The sequence below is a fragment of the Polaribacter sp. Asnod1-A03 genome (genome assembly GCF_045063585.1).
Taxonomy (GTDB): domain Bacteria; phylum Bacteroidota; class Bacteroidia; order Flavobacteriales; family Flavobacteriaceae; genus Polaribacter.
In genome coordinates this window covers 3,091,061-3,107,331 of sequence record NZ_JBEFOE010000009.1, presented here as the reverse complement: position 1 = coordinate 3,107,331, position 16,271 = coordinate 3,091,061, and the positions used below count along the sequence as shown (strand labels likewise).

Sequence of the window (16,271 nt, the reverse complement as noted above, 5' to 3'; positions counted from 1 at the left end):
GACCTAATAGACTTAGAATAATAATTTAATTATAAAAAAATGAAAAAATCAATTTTATCTCTTGCAATTATTGCAATTACATTAGTGTTTAGTTCAGAATCTTTTGCTCAAAAATTTTCAAAATTAGATGTAAGTCCTATGGATGTAGCTTCTTACCCTACAAGTTATAAAGAATCTAATAAACTTGTAAAAGTAATTTATAGTAGACCTCAATTAAAAGGAAGAGATTTAGCTAAATTGGCACCAAAAGATAATGTTTGGAGAACAGGAGCTAACGAAGCAACAGAAATTTATTTTTATAAAGACGCAACTTTTGGAGGTAAAAAAGTAAAAGCAGGAAGATATACTTTGTTTTCTATACCATCGGATAACGGATGGACAATTATTTTAAGTACAGCAAAGAATGTTTGGGGTTCTTATTTTTATAAAGAAGCAGAAGATGTTGTTAGAGTTAATGCAGAAGTTACCAAATCAGAAGATAATATTGAAGCTTTTTCTATTTCTTTAGAAGGAGAAGATAATGAAATTAAGTTATTTATGGGTTGGGGACACACTGTAGTTTCTTTACCAATTGTATTTTAAAAATATTAGAGAGTAGTTTTTACTAAACTTTAAAAAAAAGCGTAAACAATGTTTACGCTTTTTTTATGCCTAAAAAGACCAATTTAAGCAAGTTGATTTTTACTTTAATCTTCTAAAGAATAAACGTAAATTTGCAGCTTAAATAAAGAAATTAGAATGCAATATAATCACCTAGAGATAGAAAAGAAATGGCAAAAATTTTGGGCAGAAAACCAAACTTTTAAAGCCAGTAATGAATCTGAAAAGCCTAAATATTATGTATTAGATATGTTTCCTTATCCATCAGGAGCGGGTCTACATGTTGGGCATCCTTTAGGGTATATTGCAAGTGATATTTATGCACGTTACAAACGTCATAAAGGTTTTAATGTGTTGCATCCGCAAGGGTATGATTCTTTTGGTTTACCAGCAGAACAATATGCCATTCAAACAGGGCAACATCCAGCAAAAACTACAGAAGAAAATGTTGCAACGTATAGAAGACAATTAGATAATATTGGTTTTTCTTTTGATTGGAGTAGAGAAGTAAGAACTTCTAGTCCGGAATATTATAAATGGACACAATGGATTTTTATCCAACTATTTAATTCTTGGTATAATATTGATACAGATAAAGCAGAAGATGTTGCTACTTTAATTTCGATTTTTGAAAAAGAAGGAAATGCAACAGTAAATGCGGTTTGCGATGAAGAAATTATTTCTTTTACAGCTGATGAATGGAATGTTTTTTCATCAACCAAAAAAGAAGAAATATTATTACAATACAGATTAACATTCTTATCTGATACAGAAGTAAACTGGTGTCCGGCTTTAGGAACTGTTTTAGCAAATGATGAAATTGTAAATGGAGTTTCAGAACGTGGAAGTCATCCTGTTGTGCGTAAAAAAATGACACAATGGTCTATGAGAATTTCTGCATATGCGCAACGTTTGTTAGATGGGTTAGAAAAAATCGATTGGCCACAACCTTTAAAAGATTCTCAAACCAATTGGATTGGACGTTCACAAGGAGCAATGGTTTCTTTTGAAGTAGAAGGAGTTGCAGAAAACACAAGTTCTGAAGTTAAATTATCTTATAAAGAATTAGAAGCTTTAAAAGAGTTACGTTTAAATTTATCAAAAGCCGAAACAGTGCTTTGGGATGAATTAAAAAATAAAAAAGGAGCAGCTAAATTTAGAAAAAAGTATACAATTGGTACTTTTATTGTTGATTATGTTTGTATTGCTAAAAATTTAATTGTTGAGTTTTCTGGTAAAGAAGATGAAGCAGTAAGAACGGAATTTTTTAACAACGAAGGTTTTAATGTAATACGTTTTACAAACGAAGAAGTAATTGAAAATGTACTTCAAGTAGTTTCTAAAATTAATACAGCAATTCAGTTTACAAAACCAATTGAAAAAGCCGAAAAAGTAGCTGTTTCAAAAGACGAGAATAAATATAAAATTGATGTTTTTACAACAAGACCAGATACTATTTTTGGAGTTTCGTTTTTAACATTAGCTCCAGAACACGAGTTGGTTGCTAAAATAACAACAAAAGCTCAAAAAGCGGAAGTAGAAGCTTATATTACAGCTACAGCAAAACGAAGTGAGCGTGATAGAATGGCAGATGTAAAAACCATTTCTGGTGCTTTTACAGGTGCGTATGCAATTCATCCTTTTTCTGGTAAAAAAGTACAAATTTGGATTGGAGATTACGTGTTAGCAAGTTACGGAACAGGTGCTGTAATGGCGGTTCCTTGTGGTGATCAACGTGATTACGATTTCGCAAAACATTTCGGAATCGAAATTCCTAATATTTTTGAAGGAGTTGATATTTCTGAAGCAGCGCATGCTGATAAAGACGGAACCGTAATTGCAAATTCAGATTTTTTATCAGGATTAAAATATAAGAAAGCATTAAAATTGTCCATTTTTGAAATGGAAAAACGTGGCTTTGGTTACGGAAAAATAAATTACCGTTTGCGTGACGCTGTTTTTAGTAGACAACGTTATTGGGGAGAACCATTTCCTGTATATTATAAAGACGGAATGCCACAAATGATTGACGCAAAACACTTGCCAATTGTGTTGCCAGAAGTAGAAAAATATTTGCCAACTGAAGATGGAAAGCCACCTTTAGGAAATGCAGAAGTTTGGGCTTGGAACACAGAAACTAATAAAGTTGTTAATAATGATTTAATTGATAATGAAACTGTTTTTCCTTTAGAGCTAAACACAATGCCAGGTTGGGCAGGTAGTTCTTGGTATTTTAACAGATATATGGATGCTACAAATCCAACTGAATTTGCGAGCAAAGAAGCCTTAGATTATTGGAAAGAAATAGATTTATATATTGGTGGTTCTGAGCACGCAACAGGGCATTTATTGTATGCGCGTTTTTGGCAAAAATTCTTGTTTGATAAAAACATTGTTCCTGTAGATGAGTTTGCTAAAAAGTTAATTAATCAAGGAATGATTTTAGGAACTTCTGCTTTTGTTTACAAAGCAACAGCTTTTGTAAAAAGTGGTTGTGGTTGTTCTGATGAAAAATCTAATGATGATATTTTAGAGAAAATACCAACAGTTTTTGTTTCTAAAAACTTATTTAACTCTGATGATGAGTTTGAAACTGTTGTTAAAAACTATTTGTTAGATCACAAGTTTTTAAACCCTAATTTTGCAGATTTAGTGATGATTACTAAATCTCCTGTTCATTCGGATGTTTCTTTGGTAAATTCTTCTGATGAATTAGATGTTGATGGATTTAAAAACCATCCTTTAAATAATGATTATAAAAATGCTGAATTTATTTTAGAAGAAGGAGTTTATAAAGTAGGACGTGAAGTAGAAAAAATGTCTAAATCTAAATACAATGTGGTAAATCCGGATGCTATTTGTACAGAATATGGGGCAGATAGTTTACGTTTATTCGAAATGTTTTTAGGACCTTTAGAGCAAGCAAAACCTTGGAAAACTTCAGGTATTTCTGGAGTTTCATCATTCTTAAAAAAACTATGGAAACTGTATTTTAGCGGAGAAAATTTTGATGTTTCTGATGCAGAATCAACAAAAGATGAATTGAAAACTTTACACAAAACCATTAAAAAAGTAGAAGCAGATATAGAGAATTTCTCTTTTAACACATCGGTTTCTACATTTATGATTGCTGTAAACGAATTAACATCTTTAAAATGTAACAAACGTGCAATTTTAGAACCTTTAGCAATTTTAGTTTCTCCTTATGCACCGCATATTGCAGAAGAATTGTGGAGTTTGTTAGGGCATATAGAATCTATTTCTACAGCAGAATTTCCAGTGTTTGAGCCAAAACATTTGGTAGAAAATGCTAAAAATTATCCAATTTCTTTTAACGGAAAAATGCGTTTTACGTTAGAACTTCCTTTGGATATGTCTAAAGAAGAAATAGAAAAAACAGTAATGGCACACGAAAAAACAATTGCACAATTAGATGGTAGAACACCTAAAAAAGTAATTGTTGTTCCTGGTAAAATTATAAATATTGTAGGATAAAAAACATAGAAATCTTTTAGGTTTTCTTGTTTGTGAAAATAAACTTAAAAGTCATTACACTAGTTGTAATGACTTTTTTATTTGATTATCTTGTGAGTTTAAAAGTCTGTAATTATGAAATTGAAAACATTTTTGTTAATAGCGTTTGTTGGAACGCTTTTTGTTAGTTGTAAAAAAGAACTTTCTATACAAGATTATATGGTTGATACTTGGCAGACAACCTATTTGAAATTAGAAATGCAAACGTTTAAAAAGTCAGACTCTATAAGTATTTATGAAGATCATTTTGAAAAAGGATCAGAACAAATAGCACAGTCTAAATATAATGATGATGGTACTTTTTCTGCGTGGTTTGTTAATAAAGAAGGAGAGCATTTTTTAAATTCTGATGGAACATGGAGAGTAGAAAAAGACTCGTTATTTGTAGAATTTTTTTATGCAGGTAGAGACATGAAAGTTTCTTACCATATAACAAAAACAGACGAAGGTTTTATAGGTAAGAGTAAGTACGATTGGGATGAAGATGGAGATTTTGACGATCTTTTAACAATGAAAACAAAAAGAATAAAACAAGATTAAATTTGATCAATTTTAACAAGATTTCTTTAAGAATTCGTATTTTTTTATCAATGATAGTATTGGTGTTATTAGCATCAATATTAATATTGGTGGTAACAGTTTATCAATATGATGAGCAGACAAAAGATTATAATATTCAACGTTTTGAGCGTAAAGAAGCAACAGCAAAAGAAACAATTGAATTAGAGCTAAAAAACAAGACAACTTACCCAGTAAATACAGAAAATTTAGCTAAAATATTTAAGGAGCGTATTTATGAAATTTCCTCTATTAATAAATTAAATATAGTTCTGTATGACTTAGAAGGTAAATTGCTAAAATCATCTAAAGCAAATGCCTTTGAAAAAATAGAGAACAAGCCTTTAGAAGAAGTTTTGTTAAAAGAATTAGCAGAAAATTCTAATCATAAAATATTAAAATCTGTAGAAGATAATAAAACAGGGTTTCAGACTTCATATTCATATATACATGACCCAAAATATAAGAGAATCGGTATTTTAGAATTGCAGTTTACGCAAGATAATTCAGAAATTGATCAAGAATTAGAAGAGTTTATTTCTAGATTAGGTTTAGTATATATTCTAATGTTTATAATAGCTATTTCTTTGGCTTATTTTTTATCGAGCTATATAACAATGTCTATAAAAACAATTTCTGATAAAATGGAGCAAACACGTTTGCATAAAAGAAATGAAAAAATTATTCTTAATAAAGCAAGCTCAGAGATTATGGTTTTGGTAGAAGCTTATAATAATATGATTGATGAGCTAGAAGAAAGTGTAGCTAAATTGGCGCAAACAGAAAGAGAACAAGCTTGGAGAGAAATGGCAAAACAAATAGCACATGAAATTAAAAATCCATTAACTCCTATGAGATTAACGGTTCAAAACTTTGAGAGAAAGTTTGATCCATCAGATGATAAAATAAAAGAAAAATTAGCAGAATACAGTCAAACTTTAATTCAGCAAATAGATGTAATGAGTTCTATAGCTTCTGCATTTTCTGATTTTGCAAAAATGCCGACTCAAAAAAGAGAGCAAATAGAAATTATTAGTGTTATAAAATTTGCATTAGATATTTTTGCAGAAACGTATATTAAGTATCTTCCTTTAGAAGAAGAATTGTGTGTTAATTTAGATAAAACACAGTTAATTAGAATTGTAACTAACTTGGTTAAAAATGCAATTCAGGCAACAAATAAAGAAGAAAATCCATTAGTAGAAGTTAAAGTTGTATCCGAAGGAGATAAGGTAAAGATTATAGTTTCTGATAATGGAAAAGGAATTCCAGACAATTTAGTAGATTTAATATTCGAACCAAAATTTACGACGAAAACAAGTGGAATGGGCTTAGGTTTACCAATGATAAAGAATATTATAGAGGCTTATGGTGGTAATATTTCTTTTACTTCTAAAGTTGGTGTTGGTACTGTTTTTACAGTTGTTTTACCAAAACATTAAAATTTAATTTAAAAATTCTTAGCAGATGAGTTTTACAAATATAAAAGTTCAAACAAAAGATAGTTTAGCACAGGTAACAATTAACAGACCTAAAAAACTAAACGCATTAAATAAAGAAACTATTAAAGAGTTAAATATAGCTTTTGAAGAGTTGGAAGAAGACGAAAAGATTAGAGCTATTATATTAACAGGTAGCGGAGAAAAAGCTTTTGTAGCTGGAGCAGATATTTCTGAATTTGCAGATTTTTCTGTAGAAGAAGGTACACGTTTATCTAAAATAGGTCATGATACATTGTTTGATTATGTAGAAAATTTATCTACACCAGTTATTGCAGCTATAAATGGTTTTGCTTTAGGTGGAGGTTTAGAGTTGGCAATGTCTTGTCATTTTAGAATAGCATCAGATAATGCAAGAATGGGCTTGCCAGAGGTTTCTTTAGGGGTTATACCAGGTTATGGGGGTACACAACGTTTGCCACAATTAGTTGGTAAAGGTAAAGCGATGGAAATGATTATGACTGCTGGTATGATTACTGCAGCAGATGCAAAAGAATGTGGTTTAGTAAATCATGTAACTACTCAAGACGAATTGTTGCCTTTTGCGGAAAATATTGCAAATAAGATTATGAAAAACTCTAAACTAGCTATTAGTGCTGCAATTAGAGCGGTTAATGCGTCTTATGAAGATGGTGTTAATGGTTTTAGTATAGAAATAGAAGAGTTCGGAGAATGTTTTGGTACAGAAGATTTTATTGAAGGAACGACTGCTTTTATAAATAAAAGAAAACCAAAATTTAAATAAAGAGCATAAAAAAGCGAGTCTGGTATGACTCGCTTTTTATTGTCAAACCTTAGCAGAAGTTTGACGAAACAATTAACTAAATTTTTATATTGAAAAGTTTTTATTGTAAACTTTATTATCTGTATTAACAACTACCTGGTAGTCACCTTTTTCTTCTTCAGATAATTTATAAACTCTGTTTACAACTTTATTTCCTTTTAATGTTTCTGAGTGAATTAAATCACCTTTATAATATACACTGATGTATAAAGGAGCTTTATTAAAAGCTATTTTAGAAATTAAAATTAAATTTTCTTCAGTTCTAATAACTGGTTTAAAAATTTTGTTTTTATCATCATCTAAAAAAGAAGCTTTTCCGTTTTTAATTTCAAATTTTTTAACAACAGATTCAAAGTCTTTTTCTAATTCTGTAGTATAAAAACCATCTTCTAAATTTGTAAAATCAAATGTTTGAGAATAATTTCCAGAATTTTTAATTTTTTCTTTATAAACTACTTGTCCTCTTTCGTTTTGGATGGTTAAAGCTTGCCCTTTCTTTACAGATTTAAAAACAATCTTAACATTGTCGTCTACATTATTAATTGTAGATTTTGTGTTGTCTTTTGCGTAACCGATTAATGCGATAAACATTAATAATACTGTTAGGTTTTTTTTGATTGCTGTTTTCATATTCATTGTATTTAATGATTAATAACACTGCAAAGGTATAACCGAATTAAAGTTTTAAATACATCAATATTGGTGTATTTATATTCTAAATTAACAGTTAAAATATAGTGTAATTTTACAGGTGTTAAAATAGTATATATTTATGGTAATTTTATTTACTTGGTCTTCTTAAAGGAAATTTAAGGCATAAAAAAAAGCGAGTTTGATATAACTCGCTTTTAATATAAAACCTTAGTAGAGGTTTGATCTAAACAATTAACTAAGTTTTTATATTGAGAATTTTTTATCGTAAACTTTATTATCAGTATTAACAACTACTTTGTAGTCACCTTTTTCTTTTTCAGATAATTTATAAACTCTGTTTACAACTTCATTACCTTTTAATGTTTCTGAGTGAATTAAATTACCTTTATAATATAGACTGATATATAAAGGAGCTTTGTTAAAAGCAATTTTAGAAATTAGAACTAAATTGTTTTCAGTTCTAATAGTTGGTTTAAAAATCTTGTTTTTGTCATCATCTAAAAAAGAAACTTTTCCATTTCTAATTTTAATTCTTCTAATTATAGATTCAGAATCTTTTTTTAACTCTGTAGTATATAAGCCGTCTTCTAAATTTGTAAAATCAAATGTTTGCGAATATTTACCAGAGTTTTTAATTTTTGCCTTATAAAGTATTTCTCCACTTTCGTTCTGGATAGTTAAAGCTTGCCCTTTTTTTACAGATTTAAAAACAATCTTAACATTGTCATCTACATTATCAATTGCAGTTCCTGTGTTCTCTTTAGCGTAACCAATTAATGTTCCTAATATTAATGCTACTAATAAAATTTGTTTTGCTGTTTTCATATTCTTTGTATTTAATATATAATAACACTGCAAAGATATAACCGAAGTAAAGTTTTAAAAACATCATAATTGGCACATTTATGCTCTAAATTAACATAGTTAAATTGTTATAAATACCAAGTATGTTAAAATAGTATATATTTTTGATAATTTTATTCACTTGTTATTTTAAATAAAGAGCATAAAAAAGCGAGTCTGGTATGACTCGCTTTTTATTGTCAAACCTTAGCAGAAGTTTGACGAAACAATTAACTAAATTTTTATATTGAAAAGTTTTTATTGTAAACTTTATTATCTGTATTAATAACTACTTTATAATTCCCTTTTTCTTCTTCAGATAATTTGTAAACTCTGTTTACAATATTATTTCCTTTTAAAGTTTCTGAATGGATTAAATCACCTTTGTAATATAAGCTGATGTATAAAGGCGCTTTATTAAAAGCAATTTTAGAAATTAAAACTAAATTTTCTTCAGTTCTAATAGTTGGTTTAAATATTTTGTTTTTATCATCATCTAAAAGAGCGTTATCTAAATTGTTGGTTTTAGATAAAGTATTTTTTAAGCTATTAATGTTAAATAATATTTTAGAATTAATGCTTGAGTTGTTTACACCTCTTTTATATATAGATAATCCATTTTCATTTTCAACAGTTAATGTTTGCTTTTCTTTTACAGATTTAAAGGCAACATCAACTCTTTTTTTGTTGATAGGATTTGTAAGATCTCTATCTTCTGCGTTAGCTATTAATGTTCCAAACATTAAGGCAACTATTAAAATTTGTTTTATTGTTGTTTTCATCTTTTTGTTATTTAATGATTAATAACACTGCAAAGGTATATTGGTAAACAAGTTTTAAAAACATCAAAATTGGCAGTTATATATTCTAAATTATCCCTTATAAAATAAGGGATTTTGAGTGATGTTAATATAGTTTACAAAGGTGTTAATTCTAATTAGTTTTGCTGTAGTATTAAATTTAGGCAAAAAGAAAGCGAGTCTGATATGACTCGCTTTTTTTATCAAACCTTAGCAGAAGTTTGACGAAACAATTAACTAAATTTTTATATTGAAAAGTTTTTATTGTAAACTTTATTATCTGTATTAATAACTACTTTATAATTCCCTTTTTCTTCTTCAGATAATTTATAAACTCTGTTTACAATATTATTTCCTTTTAAAGTTTCTGAGTGAATTAAATCACCTTTATAATATAGACTGATATATAAAGGAGCTTTGTTAAAAGCAATTTTAGAAATTAAAACTAAATTTTCTTCAGTTCTAATAGTTGGTTTAAATATTTTGTTTTTATCATCATCTAAAAGAGCGTTATCTAAATTGTTGGTTTTAGATAAAGTGTTTTTTAAGCTATTAATATTAAATAATATTTTAGAATTAATGCTTGAGTTGTTTACACCTCTTTTATATATAGATAATCCATTTTCATTTTCAACAGTTAATGTTTGCTTTTCTTTTATAGATTTAAAGGCAACATCAACTCTTATTTTGTTGATAGAATTTGTAAGATCTCTATCTTCTGCGTTAGCTATTAATGTTCCAAACATTAAGGCAACTATTAAAATTTGTTTTATTGTTGTTTTCATCTTTTTGTTATTTAATGATTAATAACACTGCAAAGGTATATTGGTAAACAAGTTTTAAAAACATCAAAATTGGCAGTTATATATTCTAAATTATCCCTTATAAAATAAGGGATTTTGAGTGATGTTAATACAGTTTACAAAGGTGTTAATTCTAATTAGTTTTGCTGTAGTATTAAATTTTAGGCAAAAAGAAAGCGAGTCTGATATGACTCGCTTTTTTTATCAAACCTTAGCAGAAGTTTGATGAAACAATTAACTAACTTTTTTATATTGTAATATCTTTTGTGTAAACTTTGTTATCAGCTTTAATAATAACTTGATAGTTTCCTTTTTCTACTTCAGATAATTTGTAAACTCTATTTACAATACCATCATCACTTTTTAAAGTTTCAGAATTAATTAAATTACCCTCGTAATATAAATCAACACTTAAAGGTTTGTTATTAAGGGCTATTTTAGAAATTAAAACCAAGTTACCTTCCGTTCTAACAATTGGTTTATAAATTTTTTTCTTATTACTTTCTAAAAATGTAGCCTTTCCGTCTTTAATTCTAATTTTAGTAACAACAGATTCAAAATCTTTTTCTAATTCTGTAGTATATAAACCATCTTCTAAATTTGTTAAATCAAAAGTTTTAGAATAGTTTCCTGTATTTTTAATTTTCTCTTTATATACTGTTAACCCTTTTTCATTTGCAATAGTTAAAGCTTGTCCTTTCTTTACAGATTTAAAAACAATCTTTACGTTGTCATCTACATTATTATTGATTGTAGATTTTGTGTTGTCTTTTGCGTAACCTATTAATGTTCCAAACATTAGCGCTACTACTAAATTTTTTTTAAATGTATTCTTCATAATCATCCGTTATTTAATAATTAATAACACTGCAAATTTATGGCAGAAGTTTAGTTCTTAAAACATCAAAATTGGTATGTTTGTATGCTATTTTATCAGTTATAGAATTGTTAAATTATTGTTAGGATAAAATACTATACAATTTTGTTAATTTTATATAGCTTGTTAGAATTAAGTGTTGTAATTTTGAATTTAATTTAGAATATTATGAACGTTAAACCAACTCTAAAAAAACTTAGTCCAGACTTCGGTAGTTCTATACTAGTTAAAAAGCATACAGAGTTCTTAAAAGAGATAAAAGCCTTTTGGCATTTTCATCCAGAAATAGAATTGATATATGTAAATAAAGGAAAAGGAAAAAGACATATTGGTAACCACTTGTCTTATTTTAATAACAGTCAATTATTATTAATTGGTTCTAATTTACCACATAATGGGTTTACAGATAGACTTACAACTAATGGATCTGAAGCTTTAATACAATTTAGACCAGATTTTTTAGGAAAAGAATTTTTTGAAACTCCAGAAATGAAGCCTATTAGTATTTTGTTTGAAAAAGCAAAGAAAGGAATTTTGTTTGGTGTAGAAACAAAACAAAAGTTAGGGCCAAAACTAGAAAAAATATCAGAAAAGAAAGGGTTTAAGCAAATTTTAATCCTTTTAGAAATTTTACATACTTTATCTAAATCAGAAGATTATACATTATTAAATGCAGATGGTTTTGCTTTTGAAACTCAGCCGCAAGATAGTAGTAAAATAGATATTATTTTTAAACATATAAATGAGAACTTTAATCAGCATATAAGTTTAGATGAAATTGCTGGCCTAGTTAGTATGACAGTACCTGCATTTTGTAGGTTTTTTAAGAAAACAACTGGTAAAACTTTTACAAAATTGGTAAATGAGTATAGAGTTGTACATGCAACTAAATTATTATCAGAAAGTCAAACAAGTATTACAGATATTTGTTTTGAATGTGGATTCAATAATTTTTCTCACTTTAATAAACTGTTTAAAGAGTTTACAGGTAAATCTGCCTCTAAGTATAGAAGTGAAATGATAAGTTTTGTACAACAATAGTATGTACAAAACTTATTGTAAAAGGATTAGTTATTTAATTCCGTTCCATTCATCATAAAACTGATTTAAAAACTCTTCCATATATACATGTCTCTGTTTTGCAATTTTTTTGCCAGAGTTGGTATTCATTTTATCTTTTAAAAGTAATAGCTTTTCATAAAAATGATTAATTGTTGGTGCTTTAGAAGATTTATACTCTTCTTTTGTCATATTTAAATTAGGTAAAATCTCTGGATTATATAAAGCCCTATTTTTAAATCCACCATAATTAAAACAACGGGCAATACCAATTGCACCAATAGCATCTAATCTATCAGCATCTTGTACAACTGCTAATTCTTTAGAAGTAAATTTTTTTGCATTTTTGTTTAAAGAGTTTTTGTAAGAAATATGATTAATAATATTAATAACGTGATCAATAATTAGATTATCAACTTTTTGAGACTTTAAAAATTCTGTAGCAATTCTAGGACCAATAGTTTCGTCTCCATCATAAAATTTAGGATCTGCAATATCATGTAATAAAGCACCCAAAGAAACTACAAAAGCATCCACTTTTTCATTTTTAGAAATTAAAATGGCATTTTTAAAAACACGTTCTATGTGAAACCAATCGTGGCCGCCTTCTGCGTTTTCTAATTCCTTTTTTACAAAAGTTATTGTGTTTTCTATTATTTGCCCTTTGGTCATGTTATTTTCTTTGATTCAATTCTTTTTTTATGTTTTTAATATCAAAATACATAAAGATAGACATCGGTATAAAAAATAAAGGTAGAAAAGTATGAAAAGACAACCCGTTTTCTATAGTAGAAAAAACAGCAAATACTATCATTAATATAATGACAACTATTTTAATGATAAAAAAGTTTTTCTGCTTTTTTAATTTCGTTAATAATTCTTCTTTGGTGTAAGTAGAAAATTCTGAAGCCATAATTGTAGAATGTTATTAAAAAAAAAATCCACTCATAATTATAAGTGGATTTTTTTATGTAATTTTTTAAAAGTCTAACAAAACTCTTCGTAAGCTTGTGCTAAATTTTGTGCAATCATTTGTGCAGACCTTCCTTCTATATGATGGCGCTCTAACATGTGTACTAAGTTACCATCTTTAAACAACGCAATTGCTGGAGACGATGGAGGAAAAGGAATCATAAACTCACGTGCTTTTTGTGTAGATTCTTTTTCTACACCAGCAAAAACAGTAGTTAAGTTTGTTGGTGTTTTATCTGCTCCTAAAGAAGCAATTGCTCCTGGTCTTGCAGTACCTGCAGCACAACCACAAACAGAGTTTACCATAACTAACGTTGTACCTTCTTTAGACATTGCTTTTTCAACATCTTCACTTGTATATAATGCTTCAAAACCAGCGTTAATTAACTCGTCGCGCATTGGTTTTACTAATTCTTCTGGATACATAATTTCTAGATTTAAAATGCAAAGATAGGTATTTGTTTGTCAAAATTCAACATTCTTAAAAATGTGATTTTCAATATAAATATCAATTAAATTGATATAAAAATAAAAAAGAACCCAAACTTAAATTCTAATGCTTAAAATTAAATAATGTTTGTTAATTGTAAACTTTAAAAAGCTTTTTCTTTTCAACTAAAATAACTTTGTAACTTTACAAGTTCAAAAAAATAAAAAATGGGAAGTTTTACAAAATGGTTAGGTGCAGGATTAGGATTTACTTTTGGTGGTCCAATAGGTGCAGCCATTGGTTTTGCAGTAGGTAGTTTTGTAGACGGTTTTTCAGAAAAAGACTTACTACAAGAACATAGAGAATATCAAGAAAGAGTTGGTAGAAATAGAGGTAATTCTACAAATACGCAGTCTGGCGATTTTGAAATGAGTTTACTTGTTTTAGCATCAATCGTTATAAAATCTGACGGAAAAGTAGATAAAAGAGAATTAGACTTTGTTAGAAGTCAGTTTGTAGGTATGTACGGTAAAGAAAGAGCAAATAATGCATTTAAACTCTTTAGCGGAATTATAAAAAAAGAAGTTTCTGCAAGACAGGTTTGTATACAAGTTAGGCAAAACATGTCTCATGCTTCTCGTCTACAATTAATTCACTTTTTGTTTGGTATTGCTAAAGCAGATGGGGTTGTGGCTGAATCTGAAGTGGAGGAAATAAGAAAAATGGCGGGTTATTTATATATAAATCAACGCGATTTTGAGTCTATAAAAGCCATGTTTTATGATTCTTCTGAAAATGCATATAAAATTTTAGAGATAGAGAAATCAGCTTCTGATAGCGAAGTTAAAACTGCTTACAGAAAAATGGTTAAAAAATATCATCCAGATAAATTACAAGGTTTAGGAGACGAGCATTTAAAAGGTGCAAATGAAAAATTTCAGAGTATACAAGAAGCTTATGAGAAAATTAAAAGCGAAAGAAACTTATAAAAACTTTATTAGATAATAGAGTTTTATTATTAGATTTACAAAACATGTCCATTTACTAATAGGTTAAAATTATGACTAAAATTATTAAAAATATAATAGTGTTAATTGTTTTTTTTACAGTTAAATCTATAAATAGTCAAACATTACCTAATGATAGAAGTGTAGATTGGACAGTTGCAGGTCTAAAGAATAAAGATATTTCTTCTACTTTTCAAAATGTTAATATGGAGGACTTTGATGTTGTTGGGGATGGAATAACACCAAATGATGCGTTTTTTGCAACTGCTATAGCTTCTGTAGAAAATTCTGGAGCAATATTAAAATTTCCTGAAGGAACGTTTTTGTTTAATAACACAATATCTTTACCTAGTAACATTGTGTTACAAGGAGCAATTACAAATACAACAATATTTAAAATAGATTTATCAGGAAGTGGTAATGGTATAGAAGCTAATGGAGAACTTTTAAGTAATACAACCAATTTTTCATCGGAAGCAACAAAAGGCAATAATTATATTGACGTTATAGATGCAAGTAGTTTTTCAGCTGGAGATTGGATTAAAGTTTTTCAAACAGATACAGATTTAGTTACTTCAGATTGGGCTTATGGCACAGTTGGTCAGGTTATAGAAATAGGTGAAGTTGTAGGAAATAAAATATCGTTGGCTTCTCCTTTAAGGTTAAGTTATTCATTAGATAGGTCTCCATATATCAAAAAAGTAAACCCTATAAAAAATGTAGGTATTGAAAATATTAAAATAGAAAGAGTAGATGATACCTCACCTACATTAAATAGTAATATTCTTTTTAATTATACCGTTAATTCTTGGATAAAAGAAGTAGAATCTGAAAATGCTACTTATAGCCATGTAAATATTACTAATGGATCAAATATTTATGTTGGTCAATCTTATTTTCATCATGCTTTTGGTTATGGAGAAGGAGGTAGAGCTTATGGAGTTCTTTTACAATCTACTTCTAATGAATGTTTAATAGAAGATAATATTTTTGAGCATCTAAGGCATTCTATGCTTTTGCAGTCCGGAGCTAATGGAAATGTGTTTGCTTATAATTATTCTACAGATCCTTATTGGGATCAATCAGTGCTACCGACTAACTCTACGGGAGAAATAACATTACATGGTAATTATCCCTATGCTAATTTATTTGAGCAAAATATTTGTAGAAATATTGTTATAGATAATTCTCATGGTGCAAATGGATTATATAATACATTTTTAAGAAATAGAGCAGATGGATATGGGATATTTTTTAGTGATACCTCTTCACCTTCACAAAATTTTATAGGAAATGATATTACAAATACAACTTTTCCTTATTCTTTGGTCAATTATACAATATTAGGTTCAGACCATTTTTCTTATGGAAATAATGATAAAGGAACAATAACTCCAGAAGGAACAGAAACTCTTTCGGATGAAAGTTATGCTTATGCCACAATGCCTGATTTTGTTACAGAAGACCAATGGGCAAAAATAGGAACTCCAAATTCTCCTGGAGCTGCAAGTATACCAGCAAGAGATCGGTTTCTTGAAAATGTGTTAGGTGTAGAAAATTTTGATTTAGAAAAGGTTATAGTTTTTAAGAAGGACAATAATACACTGTCAATTATTAATTTATCAGAAGAGAAAACAGATGTTAAAGTTTACAATATATTAGGTAAACAAATATTGAATACCTCTTTTAGTGCTAATGGAGAAGAGAAGAGTATTAATTTACCAGAATTATCTAAAGGTGTTTATATAGCAAGAATAGAAGTAAAAGGAGTTGTGGTAAGTAAGAAGTTCATTTTAGAATAAATAATTAATAGAAAAACCTTAAATTCGCAATCTTATTAGAAAAGACAGA

General features: G+C 28.2%; 16 protein-coding genes. 8 read left to right on the top strand and 8 right to left on the bottom strand.

Annotated features, from left to right (window positions below):
• The first annotated feature begins 39 nt into the window (after nucleotides 1-39).
• From ACJJVY_RS13815 to ACJJVY_RS13795, 5 genes are all read left to right on the top strand, one after another.
• Nucleotides 40-582 carry a DUF2911 domain-containing protein gene (locus ACJJVY_RS13815; RefSeq protein WP_405609898.1) on the top strand — a complete coding sequence of 181 codons (543 nt, stop codon included), beginning with the start codon at nucleotides 40-42 and terminating at the stop codon, nucleotides 580-582.
• Nucleotides 583-738: 156 nt separating this feature from the next.
• Complete coding sequence (locus ACJJVY_RS13810; RefSeq protein WP_405609895.1) at nucleotides 739-4,095, top strand: leucine--tRNA ligase; 3,357 nt, start codon at nucleotides 739-741, stop codon at nucleotides 4,093-4,095.
• A 114-nt stretch (nucleotides 4,096-4,209) separates the two neighbouring features.
• Entirely contained in the window at nucleotides 4,210-4,674 is a 465-nt protein-coding gene (locus ACJJVY_RS13805) for a hypothetical protein (protein ID WP_405609892.1), read from the top strand.
• 50 nt (nucleotides 4,675-4,724) lie between these two features.
• A complete protein-coding gene (locus ACJJVY_RS13800) occupies nucleotides 4,725-6,134 on the top strand; it encodes a sensor histidine kinase (RefSeq protein WP_405609889.1) in 1,410 nt (469 codons plus the stop codon).
• Nucleotides 6,135-6,159: 25 nt separating this feature from the next.
• A complete protein-coding gene (locus tag ACJJVY_RS13795; RefSeq protein WP_405609886.1) occupies nucleotides 6,160-6,936 on the top strand; it encodes an enoyl-CoA hydratase/isomerase family protein in 777 nt (258 codons plus the stop codon).
• 84 nt (nucleotides 6,937-7,020) lie between these two features.
• Here ACJJVY_RS13795 and ACJJVY_RS13790 read toward each other — a convergent pair whose 3' ends face one another.
• From ACJJVY_RS13790 to ACJJVY_RS13770, 5 genes are all read right to left on the bottom strand, one after another.
• Nucleotides 7,021-7,605 carry a hypothetical protein gene (locus ACJJVY_RS13790; RefSeq protein WP_405609883.1) on the bottom strand — a complete coding sequence of 195 codons (585 nt, stop codon included), beginning with the start codon at nucleotides 7,603-7,605 and terminating at the stop codon, nucleotides 7,021-7,023.
• A 267-nt stretch (nucleotides 7,606-7,872) separates the two neighbouring features.
• Complete coding sequence (locus ACJJVY_RS13785) at nucleotides 7,873-8,454, bottom strand: hypothetical protein (protein ID WP_405609880.1); 582 nt, start codon at nucleotides 8,452-8,454, stop codon at nucleotides 7,873-7,875.
• A gap of 260 nt (nucleotides 8,455-8,714) precedes the next feature.
• A complete protein-coding gene (locus tag ACJJVY_RS13780) occupies nucleotides 8,715-9,254 on the bottom strand; it encodes a hypothetical protein (RefSeq protein WP_405609877.1) in 540 nt (179 codons plus the stop codon).
• Nucleotides 9,255-9,517: 263 nt separating this feature from the next.
• On the bottom strand, nucleotides 9,518-10,057 hold the full coding sequence (locus ACJJVY_RS13775) for a hypothetical protein (protein ID WP_405609875.1): 540 nt from the start codon (nucleotides 10,055-10,057) through the stop codon (nucleotides 9,518-9,520).
• 265 nt (nucleotides 10,058-10,322) lie between these two features.
• Entirely contained in the window at nucleotides 10,323-10,913 is a 591-nt protein-coding gene (locus tag ACJJVY_RS13770) for a hypothetical protein (protein WP_405609872.1), read from the bottom strand.
• A 207-nt stretch (nucleotides 10,914-11,120) separates the two neighbouring features.
• On the opposite strand from ACJJVY_RS13770, the gene ACJJVY_RS13765 reads away from it, so the two are divergent.
• Nucleotides 11,121-11,993 (top strand): AraC family transcriptional regulator, encoded by an 873-nt coding sequence (locus ACJJVY_RS13765; RefSeq protein WP_405609869.1) that lies wholly within the window; start codon nucleotides 11,121-11,123, stop codon nucleotides 11,991-11,993.
• Nucleotides 11,994-12,023: 30 nt separating this feature from the next.
• Here ACJJVY_RS13765 and ACJJVY_RS13760 read toward each other — a convergent pair whose 3' ends face one another.
• The 3 genes from ACJJVY_RS13760 to ACJJVY_RS13750 form a co-directional block, all read right to left on the bottom strand.
• Nucleotides 12,024-12,683 (bottom strand): HD domain-containing protein, encoded by a 660-nt coding sequence (locus ACJJVY_RS13760; protein WP_405609866.1) that lies wholly within the window; start codon nucleotides 12,681-12,683, stop codon nucleotides 12,024-12,026.
• A 1-nt stretch (nucleotide 12,684) separates the two neighbouring features.
• Entirely contained in the window at nucleotides 12,685-12,924 is a 240-nt protein-coding gene (locus ACJJVY_RS13755; RefSeq protein ID WP_405609863.1) for a hypothetical protein, read from the bottom strand.
• 74 nt (nucleotides 12,925-12,998) lie between these two features.
• On the bottom strand, nucleotides 12,999-13,409 hold the full coding sequence (locus ACJJVY_RS13750; protein WP_405609860.1) for a BrxA/BrxB family bacilliredoxin: 411 nt from the start codon (nucleotides 13,407-13,409) through the stop codon (nucleotides 12,999-13,001).
• 231 nt (nucleotides 13,410-13,640) lie between these two features.
• On the opposite strand from ACJJVY_RS13750, the gene ACJJVY_RS13745 reads away from it, so the two are divergent.
• Nucleotides 13,641-14,402 carry a TerB family tellurite resistance protein gene (locus tag ACJJVY_RS13745; protein ID WP_405609857.1) on the top strand — a complete coding sequence of 254 codons (762 nt, stop codon included), beginning with the start codon at nucleotides 13,641-13,643 and terminating at the stop codon, nucleotides 14,400-14,402.
• A gap of 71 nt (nucleotides 14,403-14,473) precedes the next feature.
• Complete coding sequence (locus ACJJVY_RS13740) at nucleotides 14,474-16,222, top strand: T9SS type A sorting domain-containing protein (protein WP_405609854.1); 1,749 nt, start codon at nucleotides 14,474-14,476, stop codon at nucleotides 16,220-16,222.
• Nucleotides 16,223-16,271: the final 49 nt, after the last annotated feature.